Below are 17,357 nucleotides of genomic sequence, written 5' to 3' on the forward strand. Positions count from 1 at the left end.
AACGGGTGCGGGAGGCAAGCCCCGTGCCGAGAAAGGGCGAGAAGGGTCAGGACAGCGCGACGGCCAGGGCGCCCAGGGACTTGAGGGTCTCCTCCGCGGCGGGCTCGTCGTAGCCGCGCGTGCACACCGCGACCACCAGGGCGTCCGGGCCCGGCTCGCCCACGAAGGCGACGTCGTGCCGGATGCCGTCGACCCAGCCGGACTTCGAGCCGAACGGCACGCCGCCGGGCACGGTGGCGGTGAGCTGCCGGTCGGTCTGGCGGCCCAGCAGCTCGCACATCCAGGCCGTCCGCTCCGGGCTCGCCAGCCGGCCCGTGACCAGCGCGGACATCAGCAGGCACAGGTCGGCGGCCGTGGTGCGGTGCGAGGCGCCCGCGCGCTCGGCCGCCAGGTCGGAGTACTTGCGGCCGAACACCGAGCGCGTGGCCCCGGCGTCGGCCAGGGCCTGGTTCACGGCGGGCAGGCCGACGCGCTCGGCCACCATGTTGGTGGCCTCGTTCGAGGAGACCACCACCATGCGCTCGACGACGTCGCCGAACGGCATCGGCGTGCCGTCCGGCGGCAGGCCCGTGTCGACGTCGTCGGGCTCGATCGTGTACTCACCGGCACCCGGTACCTGGGAGGTGAAGGTCCGGGTGGCCACGCAGGTGTCGGCCAGGCGTACCGTGCCGGCGTCCAGCCCCCGGGCGGCCGCGACCAGTACCGCGAGCTTCACCGTGGAGGCCGCGTAGAAGTCCACGTCGTCCTGGCGCGCGGCGAGCACCTCGCCCGACGCCCGGGCGATCCGGTAGGCCACCACGGGCACCCCGTCGCTGTGCGTCCCTGTCGACACCATGGTCCTGGCCTCCTGCTCGCTGCGGATGATCGTCACTTCACGGAGCGGTGGACCACGTCGGCCCAGCCCCGCACCAGTGCCCGGGACTGCGCCTCGTTCTCTGCGGCGCGCGCCAGGGCCGCCGCGGCCAGCGCCGCCCGGTCGATGCCCTGGTCCGCCAGCGCCGCCTCGTCCCACGTGGCCACGCGGTCGGGGCGTGCCTCCGGGTGGAACTGCAGGCCCCACGCCGCGTCGCCCACCCGGAACGCCTGGACCGGGCACCGGCCGCTGGAGACCAGCAGCGTGGCCGACGGCGGTGGCGTGGTCACCGAGTCCTCGTGGTTCTCGATCATCCACAGGGGGCCGTCGGGCACACCGGGCAGGTCGCCGAAGACCGGGTCGCCGGCAGCGGCCGGCAGCACCGTCAGGGCACACATGCCCCGCTCGGTCTCGCCCGACCGCGCGGTGACCGTGCCGCCCGTCACGTGGGCCAGGAGCTGGCCGCCGAGGCACAGGCCGAGCAGCGGCACGCCGTCGTCGAGCGCCTGCCGGGTCAGGGCGCGCTCCCGTGCCAGGAAGGGGTGGTCGGCGTCGGCGTCCGGCATGAAGCCGCCGCCCAGCAGCACCACGCCCGCGAAGCCGTCGAGGCGTTCCGGGAGGTCCGCGCCGGGCGTCAGCACCGGGTCGAGCCCCGCCTCCGGGAGCAGGCGCTCGAACCGGCCCATCGAGCTCGTGGGGGAGTTCAGGACCACCAGGACACGCGTCATGCCTCGACCCTAGGGGCGACCAGCGCGCGGGCGAAGTGGCAGGCCGCGACGTGGGCGGCGGGGCCGGGCGGCGTGGGGGCGCCACCCCCGGTGGCCGGGCGCGGCACCAGTGCGGGCACGTCCGTGGCGCACGCGTCCGGCACGGAGCGCCGGCCCGGGCGCTGTCGCGCCTCCGGCAGCGTCGGCGCCAGCCAGCAGCGGGTGTGGAACGGGCAGCCCGCCGGTGGGTCCACGGGCGAGGGCGGGTCGCCCTCCAGCACGATCGCGCCGAGACCGGGCCCGGGGCCCGCCCCGCCCGTCACCAGCCGCACCGCCGGGTCCGGCACCGGGACCGCCGACAGCAGCGCCTGCGTGTACGGGTGCTGCGCGCCCTCGTACACCGCGGTCTCGGGCCCCTGCTCGACGAGCCGGCCCAGGTACATCACGGCCACGTCGTGGGCGATGTGCCGCACGACGCCGAGGTCGTGCGCCACGAACAGGTAGGACAGCCCCAGCTCCTCCTGGAGGTCCTCCAGCAGGTTGATGACCTGGCCCTGCACCGACACGTCCAGTGCGGAGACGGGCTCGTCGCACACCAGGATCTTGGGGCGCAGGGCGAGCGCCCGCGCGATCCCGACGCGCTGCCGCTGGCCGCCCGAGAACTGGTGCGGGTACCGGCTCGCGTGGTCCGGGTCGAGGCCGACGAGCTCCAGCAGCTCGCCCACCGCGGCCCGCCGTCCGCCCGCCGGGTCGATGCCGTGGACGGCGAACGGCTCGCCCACGATCTCGCCCACCGACATGCGCGGGTTCAACGACGTGTACGGGTCCTGGAACACCATCTGCACCTCGCGCCGCAGGCGCTTGCGGCCCGCGCGGGACAGCCGGCTCACGTCCTCGCCGTCCACGAGCACCTGCCCGCTGGTCGGCGGCTCGATGCCGACCAGCACGCGCGCCAGCGTCGACTTGCCCGACCCGGACTCGCCCACCAGCCCCAGGGTGCGTCCCCGGTCGAGCGTGAGCGAGACGCCGTCGACGGCCTTGACCGCCGTCGTGGCCCGGCGCAGCAGGCCGCGCCGCACGGGGTAGTGCTTGACCAGCTCGCGCACCTCGAGCACGGGTCCTGCGTCACTCATCGTGTCCTCCGGTGTCCGCGCCGGTCAGGATGTCCGCCGCGAAGTGGCATGCCGACGTGCGGCCCTCCGCAGGGTGGGCGAGCGGCGGTGCGTCCGTGCGGCACACGTCCTGCGCGGCGTCGCACCGGGGGTGGAACGGGCAGCCCGCGGGCATGGCGGCGGGGCTGGGCGGGCGGCCCGGGATGACGGGCAGGCGCCCCGTGCCGGAGGCGGACGGGATCGAGCGCAGCAGCGCCCGCGTGTACGGGTGGGCCGGCGCCCGGTAGAGGGGCTCCACGGGAGCCTGCTCGACGGCGCGGCCGGCGTACATGACCGTGACGTCGTCGGCCACACCCGCCACCACGCCCAGGTCGTGCGTGATGAGCACGAGGCCCATCCGCCGTTCTGCCTGGATCTCTGCGAGCAGGCGCAGCACCTGCGCCTGCACGGTGACGTCCAGGGCCGTGGTGGGCTCGTCGGCGATCAGCACGTCGGGGTCCATGGCCAGCGCCGACGCGATCATCACGCGCTGCCGCATGCCGCCCGAGAACTGGTGTGGGTACTCCTTGACCCGGGCCTTCGCGTTCGGCACCTTGACCAGGTCCAGCAGCTCGACGGCGCGGGTCCGGGCGTCCGCGCGGGACAGTCCCTGCCGCGCCCGCAGCGCCTCCGTGAGCTGGTAGCCCACGGTGTGCACCGGGTTGAGCGCGGCCAGCGCGTCCTGGAACACCATCGCCACCCGGTCGCCGCAGTACGCGCGGTGCTCCTTCCGGCTCAGGGTGAGCAGGTCGGTCCCGGCCAGGCGGGCCGTGCCGCGGGTGATCCGGGCCGTGTCGGGCAGCAGACCCATCACGGCCAGCGACGACACCGACTTGCCTGAGCCGGACTCGCCCACGATCGCCAGCGTGCGCCCGGCCTCGACCCGGTAGGACAGCCCGTCGACGGCACGTACCGTGCCGGCCGGCGTGCGGAACTCGACGGCGAGGTCCGTGACCTCCAGGAGGGGGCCGGTGCCGCCGGGTGAGGCCACCGCGGCCTGTGCGGAGCTCATGCCGCCAGCCTCGGGTCGAGGGCGTCGCGCAGCGCATCACCGAGCACCACCAGGGCCAGGACGGTCGCCACCAGGCAGATCAGCGGAGCGAGCAGGATGTGCGGCGCGCCGCCGAGCACCCACTGCGAGCCCTGCTCGATCTGGATGCCCCAGCTCGTGGCGGGCGGACGCACCCCGATGCCGAGGAACGACAGCACCGCCTCGGCGCTGATCACCCCGGCCACGGAGGTGGGCAGCAGCGCGGTGACCGTCCCGATGGCGTTGGGCAGCACGTGCCGCACCATGATCCGCAGGTCGGACGCGCCCAGCGAGCGCGCGGCGGTGACGTAGTCCAGGTTCTTGGCCTCCAGCGTGCTGGCCCGCACGTAGCGGGCATAGGGCATCCAGCCGAACAGGATGAGCACCACCGCGGGCAGCAGGATCACGTTGAACGTGCCGGCACCCAGGTCCACGCCCTGGAACAGGGACAGCACCAGGAGCGCGGCCAGCAGCAGCGGGATCACGAGGAACACCTCGACGGTCCGGGACACCAGGTAGTCCACCCAGCCGAGGTAGTACCCGGCGAGCAGGCCCAGCGTGACGCCGATCAGCAGCGAGACGCCGACCACCACGACGGCGAGCAGCAGCGACGGCCGCACGCCGTGCACCAGCGTGGCCAGCACGTCGCACCCGAGCGCGTCGGTGCCGAGCGGGTGCTCGCCGCCCCACCCCTGCGGCGTCGTGCGCGCCTCCCGGATGGGGCAGCTCCGAGGGCTGGTGGTGGTGAACAGCCGGGGGAACGCCGCCATCGTCGCGAAGAAGAGGAGCACCACGGTGGCGGCGATCGTGTCCGGCCGGCGGCGGAGCGTGCGCCAGGCGTCGGCGAGCGGGCTCGACGACCTGGTGGTGGCCGCGGCGGGCGGCGGGGGAGCGGCGGCGTCACTCATAGCGGATCCTCGGGTCGAGCAGGGCGTACGCGATGTCGACGAGGATCATCACCACGACGGTCACCGCGGCCAGCAGGGTCACGATGCCGAGCACGAGCCCGACGTCGTCGTTCCGCACGGCCTCCCACAGGACGCCGCCCATGCCGTAGATGTTCATCAGGCCTTCCGTGATCACGGCCCCGCCGAGGGCCTCGGCGAACGTCAGGCCGACGGCGGTCACCACGGGCACCGAGGAGTTGCGGACCACGTGGTGCACGACGACGTGCCGCTCACCCAGGCCCTTCGACCGTGCGGTGCGCACGTGGTCGCCCTGGTAGGACTCGAGCTGCCCGGCGCGGACCAGGCGGATGAACGCCGCGGACCCGGCCAGGCCGAGCAGGATGCCCGGCACCGCGACCGTGGCCCACGGGTGCTCCGGGTCGAACGACGGCTTGAACCAGTACGGGGGCCAGCTGTCCTCGCCGAACGTCTCCTCGGCCCACGTGCTCAGGGGCACCGCGACCACGTACCGGTAGACGATCAGCAGGACGAACACCGGGAACGCGTCGATGAGCACCGACGTGAGCCGGATCCCGTGGTCGCCGGCCGAACCCCGCCAGCGTGCGGCCACGGAACCGAGCACCATGCCGAGCGCCAGCCAGGTCACGAGCACGACGCAGAACAGGCGGAGCGTGTTGGGCGCCGCGGCGGCGACGATCTCCGAGACCTCGCGGCCGCGCAGGTTGGTGCCGAAGTCGCCCTGGGCGTACTGCCCGAGCCGTTCGACGAACGGTCCGAGGCAGGGGTTGCCCACCTGGTCGAAGCACGGGTCGTCGAGGTTGAACCGCTCCTCGACGACGGCGAGCTGCGCCGGGGACGGGATCTTGTCCCCGAAGAACGCCTGCGCGGGGTTCCCGTTGAGCTGGATCGCCACGGTCGTGAGCAGGTGCAGCAGGAACATCACCAGCAGCAGCGTGCCGACCGCCTGGAGGGCACGGCGGAGGATGTAGCGCCCCATGGGGTCCTTCCGGGGGGGGGGTGGGGCCCGCAGGTGTTAGGCGTACAGGTCACGTTCCCGACCTGTACGCCTGACACCGCGAGGTGGTTCGTTACGCCGTGACCTCGATCTGGCGGAGGATCGGCGCACCCGAGAACGGGTTCAGGACGACGTTGTCCAGGCGGTCGCTGTAGTACGTGGCGCTGAAGCTCCACCGGAACGGGATCGTCGGGAACTCCTCGGCGAGGATGCCCTCGGCCTCCTGGTAGAGGGCCACGGACTCGTCCAGCGACGCCGCCGCCGCGGCCTCGTCGAGCTTGTCCTCGAACGCCTTGCTGTACCAGCCGAACTGGCTGTCCTGCGCCGAGCCGGAGGCGTAGAAGCTGAGGTAGTTCTCGTTCAGCGGGTAGTCCGGGAACCAGTTGTTCCGGAACATGCCGTCGTAGCCCTGCTCGGCGCGCGTGGTGAAGTAGTCGGGGTCGATGTTGAGCTCGTAGGGGATGCCCAGCACCTCCTCGATCGAGTTGCCGATGGCGGTGAAGTACTCCACCTCGGCGTCGTTGTCACCCAGGCTGATCTGCAGCTTCTCGCCCTCGGGCCAGCCGCCGGCCGCCTCGAGGGCCGCCTTGGCCGCCTCCGGGTCGTAGGTGCACCACTCGCACGTGCCCGCCTCGCCGCCGGGCACGCCGCCCGGGACCACCCAGGAGTCGGCGGGCGTGGCCTGGCCGCTGCCGAGCGAGGAGATGATGCCCTCGCGGTCGATCGCCATCGAGATCGCCTTGCGGAACTCGATGTCGTTCCACGGACCCTCCGTGTAGCCGGAGAAGCCGAGGTAGGTCAGCGCGGCACCCGGGGCCTCGACGTAGCGCTCCGAGAGCTCGGGGTCGTTCTTCGCGGACTCGACCTCCGCGGTCGGCGGGAAGGACAGGTCGAGGTCGCCGGCCTTGAAGTCCGCCCACCCCGAGGTCTCGCCCGTCGCGTACTCGGTCCAGTGGATGGCGTCGTAGTCCGGCGTCTCCTCCAGCGGGTAGTCGGCCCACTTCTCGGCGGTGAGCTCCTGGCTCTGCTGCCAGTCCGTCACCTGGAACGGTCCGTTGCCGATGGGCTCCTTGGCGCACTTCTCGACGTCGTCCAGGCACTCCTGGGCGATCGGGAAGAAGCCGGTGTAGCCGAGCATCGTGGCGAAGCCGGCGAACGGCGAGGCGAGGGTGACCTCGAGGGTCAGGTCGTCGGTGACCTTCACCCCGGACAGCTCGTCCGCGGCACCCTCCGCGGTGATGTTGCCGTCGTCGTCGGTCTCGGGCTGCATCTCGTCGTAGCCCTCGATGATGCCGAAGAAGTAGTTGGAGTACAGGCCGTTGTCGCCGTCGGCGGTGTAGTTCCAGGAGCGGGCGAACGCCTCGGCGTCGACGGGCTCGCCGTTCTGGAAGGTGAGGTCCGGCTTGATCGTGATGGTCCAGACCGTGTTGTCGTCGTTCGGCTCGATGGACTCGGCCACGTAGTTGTACGGCTCGGTGGTCTCCGGGTCGTACCGGACCAGACCGTCGTACACCACGTCGAGGACGCTGATGTTGTCGTAGGCCCCGGCGTCGCCCGGGAACAGCGTCTCCATGTCCTGGCTGATCCAGGTCTCCAGGGTGACCGGACCGGCGTCGTCGTCGGTGTCGCTCGGGCTGCACCCGGCCGCGGTCAGGGCCACCACGGCCGCCCCCGCGGCGAGGGTGGTGATGCGTGCTTGCCTCACTGATTGCCTCCCCAGTTCGTCTCCCCGGGCTGAGGGCGGGGAGGTTTGGACCATATCGCCACGGGACGGGGCACGCCTGGAAACTCGTGTTAACCGTCTGTAACGATTCGTCAGGTCCCCTTCCTTGCCGCGGGGGCGGCGCGGAAGGGAACCTGACGAGGGTCGTGCGGCTCAGCAGACCCCGAGGTCGCGCCACGGACCCCACGGCGTGGCACCCGGTTCCTGGTTCCGGCTGTACCACTGCGCCGTCCAGCGGCGGCCGTCGTGCACCACCGTCTCGCCACCCCGGTACTCCCACGAGGAGGTCCAGGTCCGGTAGGAGGCGTCTTCGCAGGTCACCTGGGTTCCGACCGCCGCCCACGGGCCCCACGGGCTGGCGCCGGGAACCTGGTCGCGCGTCCACCACAGGGCCGTGAACACCACCCCGTCGTCGTGGCGCACCTGGTCACCCGCCGTGTAGACCGTGCCCGGGGACCAGGCCGCGACCGTCGGCCCCGCGAGCAGACCCACGCCCCAGCGCGCGGTCGACTGGTAGCCGGCACCCGTCGGGTCCGCCCAGTTGCGCACCGCGGTCCGCGTGCCGGCGGTCGCGTCGTTGACCTGGAAGTCCAGGCCGTGGAACGTCCCCGCACCGCCGTACGACAGCAGGTCCACGGACACCTCGACCCGGTACCCGCCGTCGGTCGCCGTCGCGGCACTCTCCACCCGGGCCCGCTGCGCCGCCTCGTCACCCGTGCCGAACGAGACCGCGCCCGCCGCCGAGACCCGGATCTGCGTGTCGTCGGCCCGGTACCCGCCGTTCTTCGCGTTCCCGCCGTCCACGTAGAGCTCCACCGAGTCCTGGACCCACGGGTCCGAGCCCGAGACGTCCACCACCGGGTCGGCGACGTCCGCCAGCACGTACAGGGTGCTGCCGCGCCAGAGCGTGCGGACCGTGGCGACCGCCCCGTCGGACCCCTCGACCTCCTTGGCCGTGGTCACCGCCGGGCCCGCGGACCCCCACACCTCGTCGACGGCGCCGTCGACCACCGGCGCCCGGTCCGCCTCGGCGACCTCCAGGTACGACAGCTCCTCGACCAGCGTCAGGGTGCCGAGCACGCCCGGCGAGTTCCACGCGGTGCTCGCGCCACCCCCGGCCACCCGCACGTCGAAGCCCGGCGTCCCACCCTCGGCGAGGGTCGCGGGCAGGCGCACGACGACGTCGTAGCCGCCCTCCCGCTCGGACACCACCGCGGCGACATCGGTCCCGGGGCCCGACACCGTGCCGTCCCGGCCCACCACGTACTCGGCGCCGTCGACGGCGGCCCCGTCGTCGAGCACCAGCGTGACGGCGTCCCCGGCGTCCGCCGCGGCGTCGTCCACCGAGACGAACGCCGTCAGGTGGCCCGGCGCCCAGCGGAGCTGGAAGGCGGCCGTGCCGCCGTCCGGCGCCGCGAACGTGTGCCGGGGCAGCCGGTCCCACACCGGTGAGGTGGTCGCCGAGCGGTCCAGGGGCACGTCGCCCGCGAACACCTGCGCCGTGCGCAGGCGCGCCGGCAGCTCGGCGCCCGCGGCACCGTGGTAGGCCGGCTTGGCCTGGAACCGGTCGTCGAAGAGCAGCGGCGCGCCGCTGTCCACGCGCCACGACCGGCCGTCGGTCAGGCCCCACGCGGTCACGCTGAACAGGTCCGCGGTGTGCGCGCGGAACACGTCGAACGCGTCCCGGTAGTAGTAGCCCTGGTCGACCAGCCGGGCCCGGGTCACGGGCGTGCCCGTCGTGACGTCCAGCTCCGTGACCGCCTGCGTGACCGGCAGGTCCGCGAACCGGTCCAGCGCGCCGTCCAGCGCGCTGACCGGCATGGCGAGCGACACGTGGAACTGGTGCCCCACACCGTCCACCGGCACCCCGCGCGCCAGCAGCCGGTCCACGAGCGCGCGGTACCGGTCCTGCTTGCCGCTCTGCTCCGTGTTGTAGTCGTTGATGAACAGGGTCACCGGGCGCTCGCTGCCGTCCGCCGCGTACGTCTCGTTGAACGCCTCGTCCGCGTACTGGAACGCGAGGTCGATGTACTCCTCGCCCAGGATCCGGAACCACTCGCTGCGGCGCAGGCCGTCGGCGTTCTCGGCGCCGTCCGACACGACCTCGTTGACCACGTCGAACGCGACCAGCGGGTTGGTCTCCGAGCCGAACGGCCCGTAGTCGTCGCTCAGGTCCTGCGCGATGCCGAAGACGTGGTCGCGCAGGCGCTCGCGGAGCACCGCCCGGCCCGCGTCGTCGGCGCCCAGCGGCGCGCCCGCGTCGTCCTGGAAGAACCAGTCGGGCGTCTGGCTGTGCCACACCAGCACGTGACCGTAGACCCGCAGGTCGTTCGCCTGGGCGAAGTCCATGAGCGCGGTGGCCTCCGGGTGCCGCCGCAGGGTCCGGTCGGCGTCGTACCAGGCCTCGGGCTTCATGTGGTTCTCGGGCGTGACCTGGCCGAAGTGCCGGTCCAGGAGGGCGGCGGCCGTGCCCGACGTCTCGCGGCTGTCGATCGCGACGCCGAGCGGGAAGTCCACGGTCTCCTGCAGGCCGGTCAGGTCCTCGATCAGCGGCGGCTCGGGTACGGACACCACGATGTCGTCGATCAGCCAGTCGCTGGTGTTGCCGCCGTCGTACGCCGTCTCGAAGTAGAGGAGCGCGCTGTCGTGGGCCGGCATGGTGAACGTGGCGGTCACCTCGGTCCAGCCGCTGCTGGTCAGGCCCGTGAACTGGGCCAGGGTCGAGAAGTTCTGGGCGCCCTCGACCGTGCTCGCCAGGCTCAGCCAGACGTCGCCCGGCGTCTGCCCCGCGGCGAAGCGGACCCAGGCCGACACGTCGTAGGTGATGCCGGCCCGCAGCACGCCGGTGACGTCGCGGCCGATGCCGTCACCGGTCACGTCCCGGCCCGTGAGCGCGGCGGACCGGGTGCTCTCGTGCGCGTCGGTGTCCGTGACGGCGAGCGAGAAGTCGGAGGCGTCGGTGCCGTGGCGCGCCGCCCAGCCGCCGAGCGTGCCGTCCTCGAAGTCGGTGGCGATCACCGGGCCTGCCGACGCCGCGGGTGTGCCCTGCGGGAACGTGAACGTCCAGCCGTCGGCCAGCCGCTCGGTGACCACGGTGCGCACGGCCGCGAGCGTGCCGGACCGGTCGCCCCCGCCGTCGTGCGCCAGGACGAGCTCGCCCGGGACCATCGCGGTGCGCAGGTTCTCCGTCAGGGTCGGGACGTCCTGCGTCTCCCAGTCGGCGATGGTGTTGCGCACGGCCAGGGGCTGCATGCCGAGCTCGACGGCGACGCCGGGCGTCACGCCCCACGAGCCGTTCGGGGCGCGCCAGAACGGCACCGCCTGGTCCGGGTCGCCCAGCGTGTCGCGGATGATCGCCAGGTTCTCGATCATGTCGGCCCGCACCTGCTCCTGCGTCCAGGAGCCCATGTCGGCGTACGACGTGGAGTGGTTGCACAGCACGTGGCCCTCGTCGACGATCCGGCGCAGGAGCGCGGCCCCGCCGTCGGCCTCGATGTTCTGGCCGATGACGCAGAAGACGGCCCGGAGGTCGTGCTCCGCGAGGAAGTCGAGCAGCGCGGGCGTGGTGCCGGGGTTCGGGCCGTCGTCGAAGGTCAGGGCGGACACGTCGCCGCTGCCCTCGGCGGCGTACACGGGTGTGGGTACGGGGTCGACGGCGCCGCCGGGCACGACGTCGTCCGGGGGAACCTGGTCGGAGGTGGTCACCATGATGTCGTCCACGAGGATCGTGTAGGGGGCGTCCTGGTCGGTGGTGCCGAGGTAGGCCTGGAGCTGGGCCGGGTCGGCATCGGGACCGGCGGTCCAGGTGCCGCTCACCGTGGTCCACTCGGTGCCGACGGTGGTGTTGCCCACCCAGGCGTAGGCCGGCTTCAGGACGAACCGCACGCCGGTGGTCTCCGGGCCTCCGGCCACGGCCGGATCGGCGAGGCGGGCGCGCATGCTGAAGGTGTAGGTGAGGCCGGGGCGGAAGATGCCGGTGGGGGACTGGATGCCCTCGTAGTCGGCGGCGCGGGTGACGGACAGGACGTGGCCCGAGCCGTCGGGGTCGGTGATCACGTCGAGGGTCGCGGAGCCGCTGGGGGTCCAGGTGCCGGTGGTGCCGTCCTCGAAGTCGACGGCGGTGACGATGGCGGTGTCGGCTTGTGTGGTGGTTTCTGTGGTGGTGGCTGTGGTGGCTGTGGTGGCTGTGGTGGCTGTGGTGGCTGTGGTGCTTGCTGTGGTGCTTGCTGTGGTGGTCGCTGTGGCGCTTGCGGTGCTTGTGGTGGTTTCTGTGGTGGTGGTTGTCGTGGTCGGTGACGCCGTGGCGGGGGACGCTGTGATGGGCACCGACGTCGTGACCGGCATTGACGCCGCGGCGGGTGTGATGGGCCCGGCGGCCAGCGCACCGGCCGTGACGACTGCCGCGAGGCCGGTGGCGAGTCCGGGTGCTAAACGATTTCTGAGCGAGCGGTCTCCGCTGATGAAACGATTTCGACGAGGCATCCTGCGCTCCCTTGCGCGTGTCTCCGGTGGGGTGGACGCCGGGGCGACGGTGCCGCGGCGAACGTAGGGGCAGCGTAGCGAGAGTTGCCGGGCACCGTCGAGACCAGCAGGGTCGGCGTGTGTGCAGGCCAGCGCGTTCCTGGCGCGGTCGGCACGTTTCTGGTGTGAGGGGCGCGTTCCTGGCGCGGTCGGCACGTTCCTGGTGTGAGGAGCGCGTTCCTGGCGAGGTCGGCACGTTCCTGCGAGGTCGGCAGCTTCCTGCGAGGTCGGCAGCTTCCTGCGAGGTCGGCACTTTGCGTCGAGGTCGGCACAGGCCTGGACCGATCTCGACGCAAAGTGCCGACCTCCCTGAGGGGACTGCCGACTTGGGTGAGGAAACTGCCGACCTCGCTGAGGATGCCTACCTCCTTGAGGAGACTCCGACCTCGCTGGGACTGCTGACCCCGCTGGAACTCCTGACCCCGCTGGGACAGTTCACCCCGCGGGGACTGCTGCCCTCGCCGCTGAGACAGCCGCCCCCGCTGAGACAGCCGCCCCCACCCAGGAGACCACCCACCTCCTCGGCCGCCGGTCAGGCCGCCGGGAGCTCCTTCAGCGTGCCCTTGGCGATCCGGAGCCGACGCGGGGTACGCCGGGCCACCACGGAGTCGTGCGTGACCAGCACGATGGTCAGTCCCTGCTCCTTCCACAGGCCCTCGATCAGGTCCACGATCTCGTCGCGGGTCTCCTCGTCGAGGTTGCCGGTCGGCTCGTCGGCCAGCAGCACCTTCGGGTTCTTGACCAGCGCGCGGGCGATGGCGACGCGCTGCTGCTGCCCGCCCGAGAGCTCACCGGGCAGGTGGTCGCCCCGGTCGCCCAGGCCTACCGACTCCAGGGCCGCCTGCGCCCGTGCGGTCCGGGTCTGCCGCGCGACCTTCGACGGCACGAGCGCCGTCTCAACGTTCTCCAGGGCGGTGAGCGTGGGGATGAGGTTGAAGTTCTGGAACACGAAGCCGATGGTCTCGGCCCGGGCCGCGGTGAGCTGGGCGTCGCTCATCCCGGCCAGGTCCGTCCCGTCGAGCGCCACGGTGCCCGACGTCGGACGGTCCAGGCCGCCGAGCATCTGCAGCAGGGTGGACTTGCCGCCGCCGGTCGGACCCTGGACGGCCACGAGCTCGCCGTCGCCGATGGTCAGGGACACGCCCCGCAGCGCGCGCACGACGCGCTTGCCCTGCTGGTACGTCTTGGTCAGGTCGTCGATCTGGTACATGTCTGCCTCTTCTCGGGTCGGTGGGGCTGTCGTCGCTCAGGCGAGGGAACGGAGGGCCTCGACGGGGCGCAGGCGTGCGGCCCGCTGCCCGCCGACCACGCCCGCGAGGAGCCCGCCGAGCACCGCGAGCCCGATGGCGGCCAGCACGATCCACAGGCTGATCGGTGCCTGGAGCGCGACGTCGACGGCGTTGCTCGCGGCGTCGGCCAGGCCCGCCGGGCGGGTCGCGCCGAAGCTCTCGCCGCCGGCGTCGCCGCCCTGCTGCAGGGCGCCGGCCGGCGCCTGCCCGCCCCCGCCGGGGCCGCCCATCATGAAGCCACCGCCACCCGCGCCGCCGCTCAGGGTGATGCCGGCGAGGTTGACGGCCCACACCGCCAGGGCGCCGATCGCAAGGCCCGCGACGCCGCCGATGAGGCCCTGCACCACGGACTCGCCGGCCACCTGGCCGACCACGCGGCCCTTGCTCCAGCCGATCGCCTTGAGCGTGCCCAGCTCGCGGGTGCGGCGGTTCACGCCCGAGACCGTGAAGAGGATCGCGAGGCCGAAGGCGGCGGCCAGCACGATGGCGCTCAGCCACGTGCCGAGCGTGCCGATCAGGTTCGACGCGGTGGACAGCGATCCGGTCACGTTCTCGGCCAGGTCGGACTGCGTGCTGACCGACGCGTCGGGCAGCTCGTCCTCGATGGCGGCGGCGACGGCGTCGACGTTCTCGGCGGAGTCGACCTGCACGTACACGTCGGTGACCTGGTCGGCGAGGTCCGCGAGCGTCTGGGCGGTGGCCAGGGGCAGATAGGCGTCGGACGCCGTCGCGACGCCGTCACCCGTCGTGGAGGCGACGGTGCCGACGATCTCCAGCTTCTTCCCGCCCACCGTGAGGGTGTCGCCCACGGCGAGCTCCTGCTGCTCGGCGTAGGTGGCGTCCAGCACGGCGACGTTCTCGTCACCAGCCTCGAGCGTCCGGCCGTCGGCCAGCTCGGCGGTGGTCAGCGGGCCGACGGCGGCGGCGTCCGGGTCCACGCCCGTGACGGTGAACTGGTCGATCTCGAACGACGACCCGCCGGCCGTCGCCTCGCCCGAGCCGTCGGGGCCCATCTGCATCGTGACCGGCCCGTCGCCCTCCCGCATCGCCTCGAAGTCCGGCATCTCGCCGGAGAAGGACATGTTCTGCAGGTCGAGCGTCGCGGCGACGCCGGACACGTGGTCCAGCCCGGAGATGGTCTCCAGGGCGGACGCGTCGAACGACGTCGACCCCATGGCCGTGCTGAGGCGGTCCTGCGAGAGGTCGCGCGTGCCGTCCTCGTTCGCCTCGCCCTCACCCTCGCCGAAGTCGAACCGGCCGGGGCCGCCGCCCCCGCCCGGCCCGTCGGCGGCCTGGTCGACGGTGATGTCGGTGCCGACGCCGTAGACGGAGTCGAGCACCTCGGACTGGGCGTTCTTGACGCCGGTCGAGACGGCGTTGACGACGATGACCAGCGCGATCGCGACCGCGAGACCGATCGCGACGACGACGGTCTGCTTGCGCCGGTTGCGCAACTCTCTGCGCAGATAGGTGAAGAACATGGGCTCCTGCCTGGGGTCTGGAGTGGGGCGTGCGGAACGGTGGTGTCCGCGCGGACCACCTCGCGGGCGGTGTCGTCACGACCAGGGAGGACAGGGGGCGTGAGGTCGCTCCGCGGGGCGGTCCGCGCCGGACCGTCCGGACGCTAGGCACCACGGCTGTGGTGCCCCTGTCGTCGACCTGTGGTGGTGCTGTGAACCGGGCGCGCTGCCGGGCGCGCTGCCGGGCGGGCTACCGGGCCTCGTGCCGGGGCCGGCACCAGGACCGCCAGGCGCGCGGGTGCCCGGCTGTGGACGGTTGCCCGCCCCCTCGCCGGACGTCCTAGGCTGGGGGCCGTAACCTCCGAGCAACATCCTGAGAAGGAGTCCCCGTGGCTAGCATCGAAGCCGTTGGAGCGCGCGAGATCCTCGACTCGCGCGGCAACCCCACCGTGGAGGTAGAGATCGTCCTGGACGACGACACCTTCGCCCGTGCGGCCGTCCCGTCCGGCGCCTCGACCGGCGCGTTCGAGGCCGTCGAGCTGCGTGACGGCGACAAGGGCCGTTACCTGGGCAAGGGCGTCGAGAAGGCGGTCGCGGCCGTCAACGACGAGATCGCCCCCGAGCTCGTCGGGTACGACGCCGAGGAGCAGCGCATCGTCGACCAGGCGCTGCTGGACCTGGACGGCACCCCGAACAAGGGCAAGCTGGGCGCCAACGCGATCCTGGGCGTGTCCCTCGCCGTCGCGAAGGCCGCCGCCAAGAGCTCCGGCCTGGACCTGTTCCGGTACGTGGGCGGCCCGAACGCCCACGTGCTGCCCGTGCCGATGATGAACATCCTCAACGGCGGGTCCCACGCGGACTCGAACGTCGACATCCAGGAGTTCATGGTCGCCCCGATCGGCGCCCCCACGTTCCGTGAGGCGCTGCGCACCGGCACCGAGGTGTACCACTCCCTCAAGTCCGTGCTGAAGGAGAAGGGCCTGGCCACCGGCCTGGGCGACGAGGGCGGCTTCGCCCCGAACCTGGGCAGCAACCGTGAGGCGCTCGACCTGATCCTCGTCGCCATCGAGCGCGCGGGCCTCAAGGCCGGCACGGACGTCGCGCTCGCGCTGGACGTCGCCTCGACCGAGTTCTTCTCGGACGGCGTGTACGCCTTCGAGGGTGGCAAGAAGACGCCGGACGAGATGATCGCGTACTACGAGCAGCTCGTGGCCGACTACCCGCTGGTCTCCATCGAGGACCCGCTGTCCGAGGACGAGTGGGACTCCTGGGCCGCGCTCATGGGCAAGGTCGGCGACCGGGTGCAGATCGTCGGTGACGACCTGTTCGTGACCAACCCCGAGCGCCTCGCCAAGGGCATCGAGCTCAAGTCGGCCAACTCGCTGCTGGTCAAGCTCAACCAGATCGGCACGCTCACCGAGACGCTCGACGCCGTGACGCTGGCGCAGCGCAACGGGTTCACCACGATGACCTCGCACCGCTCCGGCGAGACCGAGGACACCACCATCGCGGACCTGTCCGTGGCCACGAACGCCGGCCAGATCAAGACCGGTGCCCCCGCCCGTGGCGAGCGCATCGCGAAGTACAACCAGCTCCTGCGCATCGAGGAGGCGCTCGACGAGGCCGGCACGTACGCCGGCCGGTCGGCGTTCCCGCGCTTCCAGGGCTGACTCTGGCCTGACGGCGGCGGTCGAGCGGGCCTCAGACGCTCGACCGGCGCCGGTGCGGTGGCACCGCCGGAGAGTGCGCTTCTACCCAGCGATTCGGCCCATAAGCCCAGCGAGGTTTGGGCAAAATCGCAGGGTAGAAGCGCACTTCGTCGTTTCACGGATTCGACACACGGCGCGCCGGAGGTAATGCCGGTACAAAGGCCCGGCGAATCGGCACAATCGACCCATGGCTTCCTCACGCCGCCCGGCGCGGCCCTCGGGTTCGGCGCGTGGCTCGGATGCGCGCCCGTCGTCGGCCCAGGCCTCGGGCTCGGCGCGGGGCAAGGACGACCCGAAGCGCGCCGGCCGGGGTGCGGCGAAGGACACGAGGGCCGGCCGGGACGGCGCGGGCCGCGGGTCCGGGTCGACGTCGAAGGCCGCACCGAAGAGCGCCGCTTCGACAAAGGGCGCTTCGACGAAGGCCGCACCGAAGAGCGCCGCTTCGACGAAGGGCGCTTCGACGAAGGGCGCCTCACCGAAGGGCGCCTCACCGAAGGGCGCCTCACCGAAGGGCGCCTCACCGAAGGGCGCCTCACCGAAGGGCGCCTCGACGAAGGGCGCCTCGACGAAGGGCGCCTCGACGAAGGGCGCCTCGACAAAGGATTCGTCGAAGGCAGCAGCGTCGAAGCGTGGTGCGTCGGGTGGTACGCCGACGTCGGAGGCAACGGGGAGCGCCGGGACGTCAGGCGCACGGAAGCCCGCCACGCCGTCCTCGGCGCGCCGCACCGGCCCGGCCCGGTCCACGGCGTCCGGTCCGGCGTCGTCCCGTGCCGCGTCGTCCCGTGCCGCGTCGTCCCGGGGCGGGGCGTCCCGGGGCGCGGCGGCTCGTCCGTCGGCCCGGCCCGCGGTGTCGGCCGCGCGCGGCGGGCGTCCGGCCCCGTCCGGGGCGAAGCGACCCGCCCAGCCGCGGCGCCGCTCGACGGCGACCGCGAGCGTCGCGCCGTCCGCCCGGCCGCCGCGCGCGGACCGCAAGCGCGGCAGCTTCGGGCTC

General features: G+C 72.7%; 13 protein-coding genes. 2 read left to right on the forward strand and 11 right to left on the reverse strand.

Going from position 1 to position 17,357, the window contains the following annotated elements; genetic code table 11:
* Positions 1-46: 46 nt before the first annotated feature.
* The 8 genes from ACO229_RS25175 to ACO229_RS25210 form a co-directional block, all read right to left on the reverse strand.
* The gene (locus tag ACO229_RS25175) at positions 47-871 is read right to left on the reverse strand and encodes a serine hydrolase (RefSeq protein ID WP_423463125.1); all 825 of its coding nucleotides are present in this window, start codon (positions 869-871) and stop codon (positions 47-49) included.
* Positions 868-1,581: a type 1 glutamine amidotransferase gene (locus tag ACO229_RS25180; RefSeq protein WP_423463126.1), complete on the reverse strand. Its 714-nt coding sequence runs from the start codon at positions 1,579-1,581 to the stop codon at positions 868-870. The genes ACO229_RS25175 and ACO229_RS25180 overlap by 4 nt, the downstream gene beginning before the upstream one ends.
* The gene (locus ACO229_RS25185; protein WP_423463127.1) at positions 1,578-2,693 is read right to left on the reverse strand and encodes an ABC transporter ATP-binding protein; all 1,116 of its coding nucleotides are present in this window, start codon (positions 2,691-2,693) and stop codon (positions 1,578-1,580) included. The genes ACO229_RS25180 and ACO229_RS25185 overlap by 4 nt, the downstream gene beginning before the upstream one ends.
* Positions 2,686-3,723 (reverse strand): ABC transporter ATP-binding protein, encoded by a 1,038-nt coding sequence (locus ACO229_RS25190; RefSeq protein ID WP_423463128.1) that lies wholly within the window; start codon positions 3,721-3,723, stop codon positions 2,686-2,688. Before ACO229_RS25190 ends, ACO229_RS25185 begins: the two co-directional genes overlap by 8 nt.
* Positions 3,720-4,649: an ABC transporter permease gene (locus ACO229_RS25195; RefSeq protein ID WP_423463129.1), complete on the reverse strand. Its 930-nt coding sequence runs from the start codon at positions 4,647-4,649 to the stop codon at positions 3,720-3,722. Before ACO229_RS25195 ends, ACO229_RS25190 begins: the two co-directional genes overlap by 4 nt.
* Positions 4,642-5,646 (reverse strand): ABC transporter permease, encoded by a 1,005-nt coding sequence (locus ACO229_RS25200; RefSeq protein ID WP_423463130.1) that lies wholly within the window; start codon positions 5,644-5,646, stop codon positions 4,642-4,644. The genes ACO229_RS25195 and ACO229_RS25200 overlap by 8 nt, the downstream gene beginning before the upstream one ends.
* A 91-nt stretch (positions 5,647-5,737) precedes the next feature.
* Positions 5,738-7,369: a peptide ABC transporter substrate-binding protein gene (locus ACO229_RS25205; RefSeq protein WP_423463131.1), complete on the reverse strand. Its 1,632-nt coding sequence runs from the start codon at positions 7,367-7,369 to the stop codon at positions 5,738-5,740.
* Between the two features lie 171 nt (positions 7,370-7,540).
* Positions 7,541-11,515: an endo-1,4-beta-xylanase gene (locus tag ACO229_RS25210; RefSeq protein WP_423465346.1), complete on the reverse strand. Its 3,975-nt coding sequence runs from the start codon at positions 11,513-11,515 to the stop codon at positions 7,541-7,543.
* Between ACO229_RS25210 and ACO229_RS25215 the strand changes: the two genes are divergently transcribed.
* Positions 11,484-11,936, forward strand: coding sequence for a hypothetical protein (locus ACO229_RS25215; RefSeq protein ID WP_423465356.1), 453 nt, complete (start codon positions 11,484-11,486; stop codon positions 11,934-11,936). The genes ACO229_RS25210 and ACO229_RS25215 overlap by 32 nt on opposite strands.
* Before the next feature lie 504 nt (positions 11,937-12,440).
* Here the strand turns inward: ACO229_RS25215 and ACO229_RS25220 are convergent.
* Both ACO229_RS25220 and ACO229_RS25225 read right to left on the reverse strand, forming a co-directional pair.
* Complete coding sequence (locus tag ACO229_RS25220) at positions 12,441-13,118, reverse strand: ABC transporter ATP-binding protein (protein ID WP_423463132.1); 678 nt, start codon at positions 13,116-13,118, stop codon at positions 12,441-12,443.
* A gap of 36 nt (positions 13,119-13,154) precedes the next feature.
* Positions 13,155-14,678, reverse strand: coding sequence for an ABC transporter permease (locus tag ACO229_RS25225; protein ID WP_423463133.1), 1,524 nt, complete (start codon positions 14,676-14,678; stop codon positions 13,155-13,157).
* A 368-nt stretch (positions 14,679-15,046) separates the two neighbouring features.
* Between ACO229_RS25225 and eno the strand changes: the two genes are divergently transcribed.
* Complete coding sequence (gene eno / locus ACO229_RS25230; protein ID WP_397417094.1) at positions 15,047-16,327, forward strand: phosphopyruvate hydratase; 1,281 nt, start codon at positions 15,047-15,049, stop codon at positions 16,325-16,327.
* Between the two features lie 81 nt (positions 16,328-16,408).
* Here eno and ACO229_RS25235 read toward each other — a convergent pair whose 3' ends face one another.
* Positions 16,409-17,338, reverse strand: a complete 930-nt coding sequence (locus ACO229_RS25235) for a hypothetical protein (RefSeq protein ID WP_423463134.1) — start codon at positions 17,336-17,338, stop codon at positions 16,409-16,411.
* Between the last annotated feature and the right edge of the window lie 19 nt (positions 17,339-17,357).

This window comes from Promicromonospora sp. MS192 (assembly GCF_049532985.1).
Lineage (GTDB): Bacteria > Actinomycetota > Actinomycetes > Actinomycetales > Cellulomonadaceae > Promicromonospora.

What these genes read in the sequence shown, in the direction of transcription:
- ACO229_RS25190 (WP_423463128.1), bottom strand. Translation starts at nt 3,723, where the DNA reads ATGAGCTCCGCACAGGCCGCGGTGGCCTCACCCGGCGGCACCGGCCCC.
- ACO229_RS25195 (WP_423463129.1), bottom strand. Translation starts at nt 4,649, where the DNA reads ATGAGTGACGCCGCCGCTCCCCCGCCGCCCGCCGCGGCCACCACCAGG.
- ACO229_RS25200 (WP_423463130.1), bottom strand. Translation starts at nt 5,646, where the DNA reads ATGGGGCGCTACATCCTCCGCCGTGCCCTCCAGGCGGTCGGCACGCTG.
- ACO229_RS25180 (WP_423463126.1), bottom strand. Translation starts at nt 1,581, where the DNA reads ATGACGCGTGTCCTGGTGGTCCTGAACTCCCCCACGAGCTCGATGGGC.
- ACO229_RS25185 (WP_423463127.1), bottom strand. Translation starts at nt 2,693, where the DNA reads ATGAGTGACGCAGGACCCGTGCTCGAGGTGCGCGAGCTGGTCAAGCAC.
- ACO229_RS25225 (WP_423463133.1), bottom strand. Translation starts at nt 14,678, where the DNA reads ATGTTCTTCACCTATCTGCGCAGAGAGTTGCGCAACCGGCGCAAGCAG.
- ACO229_RS25220 (WP_423463132.1), bottom strand. Translation starts at nt 13,118, where the DNA reads ATGTACCAGATCGACGACCTGACCAAGACGTACCAGCAGGGCAAGCGC.